Annotated in this window: 3 protein-coding genes; all 3 read left to right on the forward strand. The window is 40.5% G+C overall.

Translation table 11 applies throughout. The features are described from left to right. Positions 1-146: 146 nt before the first annotated feature. The 3 genes from dnaB (at position 147) to PX636_RS20470 (ending at position 4,467) form a co-directional block, all read left to right on the forward strand. The gene (gene dnaB / locus PX636_RS20460; RefSeq protein WP_079208108.1) at positions 147-1,478 is read left to right on the forward strand and encodes a replicative DNA helicase; all 1,332 of its coding nucleotides are present in this window, start codon (positions 147-149) and stop codon (positions 1,476-1,478) included. Position 1,479: 1 nt separating this feature from the next. Then, positions 1,480-3,057: a glycosyltransferase family 39 protein gene (locus PX636_RS20465; protein WP_288118567.1), complete on the forward strand. Its 1,578-nt coding sequence runs from the start codon at positions 1,480-1,482 to the stop codon at positions 3,055-3,057. Between the two features lie 93 nt (positions 3,058-3,150). Continuing rightward, positions 3,151-4,467 (forward strand): family 10 glycosylhydrolase, encoded by a 1,317-nt coding sequence (locus PX636_RS20470; protein WP_288118569.1) that lies wholly within the window; start codon positions 3,151-3,153, stop codon positions 4,465-4,467. The last annotated feature ends 230 nt before the right edge of the window (positions 4,468-4,697 follow it).

Below are 4,697 nucleotides of genomic sequence, written 5' to 3' on the forward strand. Positions count from 1 at the left end.
GAGCGGGGGTTGGGAAAATGGGGAATTTCAACTAAAACCCCAAAACCCTAAAACCCCAAAACCCAACCCCGATCATTAACCTGAACATTTGTATTTAATTAGGGTGAATGACTATAATTAATGATAAAGCACAGTCAGCATTGACAATGATTAGCGATCAATCCCTCCCCCCCCAAAATATTGAAGCGGAAGAATCTATCTTAGGTGGTATTTTGCTAGATCCAAAAGCGTTAGGTAGAATCAGTGATTTTTTAATTCCAGAAGCTTTCTATGTGAAAACCCATCAAGATATTTATCGTGCGGCGCTTGCTTTACAAGGGAAAGGAAAACCGACGGATTTAATGACGGTTAGCAGCTGGTTACAGGATAATTATCTGCTGGAAGAAATCGGGGGAATGCCGCGATTGTTACAATTAATTGAGCGCACTGTCTCGGCTGCCAACATCGATCGCTATGCTGAATTAGTGATGGATAAATATATGCGTCGTCAGTTAATTTCCACCGGGGGAGAAATTATTGAGTTAGCCAGGGATACGACGCTAGAATTAGAAAATGTTTTCGATGAATCGGAACAAAAGATTTTTCGTCTCACCCAAAAACGACCCCAGGAGGGTTTAATTTTTCTGGGGGATACTTTAATTGAAACTTTTAACGAAATTGAGAAAATGCAGGAGACGACCACTCTACCTGGTATCGAAACTCAATTTTATGATCTCGATGCGATGACCAGTGGTTTACAACCCTCGGATTTAGTTATTATCGCGGGTAGGCCTTCCATGGGAAAAACTTCTTTTGCTCTTAATATTGCCTATAATATCGCTCAACAGAATTTACCTGTGGCTGTCTTTAGTTTGGAGATGTCCAAGGAACAATTAGCCCAACGTTTGTTATCGAATGAGGCTAAAATCGAAAGTAATCGGATTCGCTCGGGCCGTTTGGGACAAAATGATTTAGAGAAGGTTCTTGGGGGACTAGAAAAGTTATTAAATTTGCCCATATATATCGATGATAGTGCCAATTTAAGTGTAATTCAAATGCGTTCCCAAGTGCGGCGTTTACAGGCCGAAAAAAAGGGGCAAATGGGATTAGTTTTAATCGATTATCTGCAATTAATGGAAGGGGGAGGTGATAATCGTGTTCAGGAACTTTCTAAAATTACCCGCAGTCTTAAGGGTTTAGCGAGAGAAATTCATGCTCCAGTAATTGCTCTTTCTCAGTTAAGTCGCGCTGTGGAATCTCGCAATAATAAAAGACCGATGATGTCCGATTTACGCGAGTCAGGATCGATCGAACAGGATGCGGATTTAATTATGATGTTATACCGAGATGAATATTATAACCCCGATAGTCCCGATCGAGGTGTGGCCGAAGTAATTATTACTAAACACCGTAACGGTCCCACCGGCACAATTAAGCTACTTTTTCAACCAGAATTTACCAAGTTTCTGAATCTTAAACAAAGTCGCTCTAATTATTAAAATGAAAGCAAATATTAATTATAAAACTCCCAATTGGCTCTTAATACTTTTGGCAATTATCCTAACTCTCGGTGTGGTTTTTCGTTTCGCAAATATCGATAAAAAAATCTATTGGCATGATGAATCCTACACCACCATTAGAACCACTGGTTATCAAGCAAAGGAAATCGCTGATACTATCTTTCAAAACCGTCTTTTATCTACCACAGAATTAGGAAAATTTCAACAACTGAAACCCGAAAGTAATGTTTTTGATACAATAAAATCTCTCGCTAAAGAAGACCCTCAACACCCACCTTTATACTTTATTATCTCTCGCTATTGGGAAAAAATATTCGGTCTTTCTCCCGTTTCTTCCCGCAGTTTAGCGATTGTTTTTAGTCTTCTCTCTCTCCCATTTATTTACTATCTATCCCTAGAATTATTTGCAGCAAAGTTAACGGCAATTTTAGCAGTAATTTTATTAGGACTGTCTCCAGTTGATATAATATTTGCTCAAATGTCCCGTCAGTATAGTCTTTTGGTTTTGTTAACGATAATTAGTCAATTGCTGCTGTTAAAATGCCTCAAAAAAAGAACTCTTGTTAATTGGTCTTTATACACCCTCGCTAATACTCTCGGACTCTACACCCATCTCTTTTTTATTCTCAAATTATTTGCTCAAGCAGCCTTTATACTTTGGTATCTTGTTATGAAACCAGAGCGAAAAAATAACTTGATATTTTTCCTGTTATCTGGGTTAACAATGATGATTTTATATATACCCTGGTTACAGTTTTTTTTAACTAACTCTCAAAGGGCCTTTAACTCCACCAGTTGGGCTGTCGTTAACTATCTCGATTGGGGATTGTTCGGTAAATTATGGCTCTTAACTTTTACTTCTCTATTTAGCGATAGCGATTTTGTTTTTAATAACATCTTCACCTATATATATAGAATGATTTTTTTAATCTTAATTATCTATGCTTTTTATCGAGTTTATCGCTACAATAACCCGATATTTTTTACTTTTCTGATTACCTCAACCCTAGGACCTTTCCTAGCTTTAGTCATTCCCGATCTAATTTTGACTACCACTAGATCGACTGTCACCCGTTATCTAATTGCGACCTTTCCTACTATCTATATAACTGCGGCTTTTTTCTTGTCACAATTGCTTAATCAAGGCAAAATTTTAGGTAAAAATATCTTGACTTTTTTGTTAAGTGCTAGTATAATACCGAACTTCAATAATGCTCTTTCCGAAACTACTTGGGCAAAAGTTCCTAGTTATTGGAATGGCGAAGTTGCCAGAAAAATCAATGCTGTACCCAATGCCATTATTATCAGCGACGAAGGTAATGACTGGACTAACTTAGGTGATTTGCTTTCCCTTAATTATCGTCTTAATGCTGATGTACAATACTTTCTGACTACCACTAACCCCGATACCGATAAGTTAAAAGAAGTCCTAGAAATTCCCTGCGTCAACTTATTTCTTTTTCGTCCTTCCAATCGGTTATTACTGGCCCTAGATCAATTCGATATTCGTCTTGATTATTTCTATCCTCAAGGTCAATTGTGGCGAGGGAAGAAATAGGCAAATATATATTTTGGGTCAATCTAGCCTGAAAGAGTTGAGCAAAGCTGTTATCATAACCAGTTAAAAGCGTTAATCTTCACCTTTAACGAAATGACTTTTCTAATTCCGACCAGCATTTGGCGGCAAATTCTTAAAAAGCTACCCATACTACTATTCTTAGCATCTTTTCTAATAGTCCTACTATTAGGCTATTTTTCTGCTGCTTTCTCTCAAAGTCGGGATGGCGATATCCGCGGTGTTTGGATCACTACCAACGATACTGCGATGCTGATGGATAGGGATAAACGACAACAGGCGATCGAGCAATTAGTTAATCTTAATTTTAATGCTATCTATCCCGTGGTTTGGAATTCCGGTTATGCTCTCTATCCTAGCGCGATCGCTCAACGGGAAGGAATACAGCCTTTTGTGCCTACGGGAGCGCAGGGACAAGATATCTTAGCAGAATTGGTGGAACAAACCCGTGGAAGGGGATTATTGGTCATTCCTTGGTTTGAATTCGGATTTATGGCCCCTCCCACCTCAGAATTAGCCTTAAAACATCAGGACTGGTTAACCCAAAAACGCGACGGAGGGACCACTTGGGTAGGGGCAGCCGGTGAGGTGGTGTGGTTGAATCCTTTCCGTCCCGAGGTGCAGAATTTTCTGCGGGAGTTAGTCTTGGAAGTGGTGGGACAATACGATATTAACGGCATCCAATTCGACGATCATCTGAGTTTGCCCAACGAATTCGGCTATGATCCCTATACTATCGCTCTTTATCAACAGGAAACCGAAAAAACTCCCCCGGCTAACCCCCGGGATCCCGAATGGACAAAATGGCGGGCCGATAAAATCACCGCTTTTCTGGCTAATCTCAAAGAATCAATTGAGGCAATTAAACCGAATATACTGCTTTCGATCGCCCCTAATCCCTACGAATTCGCCTATAATGGTCATTTACAGGATTGGCTCGGTTGGGTGCGGCAAGGATTAGTCGACGAGTTAATTGTACAGGTTTATCGTCCCGATCTGCCCAGTTTTCTCAAGCAAATAGAGCGTCCCGAAATTCAGGAAACCCAGCAAACTATCCCCACCGGTGTGGGAGTTTTGACCGGTTTACGCAATCGACCGATTGCCCTACCCTTTATTGAAGAAAAGGTATTGGCTGCTCGTCAACGGGGTTTAGGGGTGATTTTCTTCTTTTATGAAAGTCTCTGGCAGCAAGCTTTGGAACCTCCAGAAACCAGAAAAGCGGCAATTCAAGCGATGTTTTCCCAACCCATCACTCCCCGTCTTCCCGTGCTGGAAAATATTCCCTTAGTTAGTACACCTGAACCTGCTGACCAGCCAAGATTAACTCCCACACCTCCCCCCTTAGCGCCGGACGGGATCGAAATTCCTGTAATTCCCCCTCCGGGTAGTTAATAGCAATTTTTGCCCATCAAAATTATCTAAATAGGGTTTGCTGAATAAATCTAAAAACCTTGTTGGGTAAAACTTTTAGACCTTTTGGCCATCAAAAAGTAATGGATAGGGGAGTGATTGGGGGGAAAATTCCAGGACTTTTTTCCTGAAAATTAGGTAATTGACCCCCTCAAAATCGGTAAAACCCTACACCCCACACCCCACACCCTACACCCTACACCCTGCCCCCA

The organism is Microcystis sp. M53598_WE2 (genome assembly GCF_030067735.1).
Classification (GTDB): domain Bacteria; phylum Cyanobacteriota; class Cyanobacteriia; order Cyanobacteriales; family Microcystaceae; genus Microcystis; species Microcystis aeruginosa.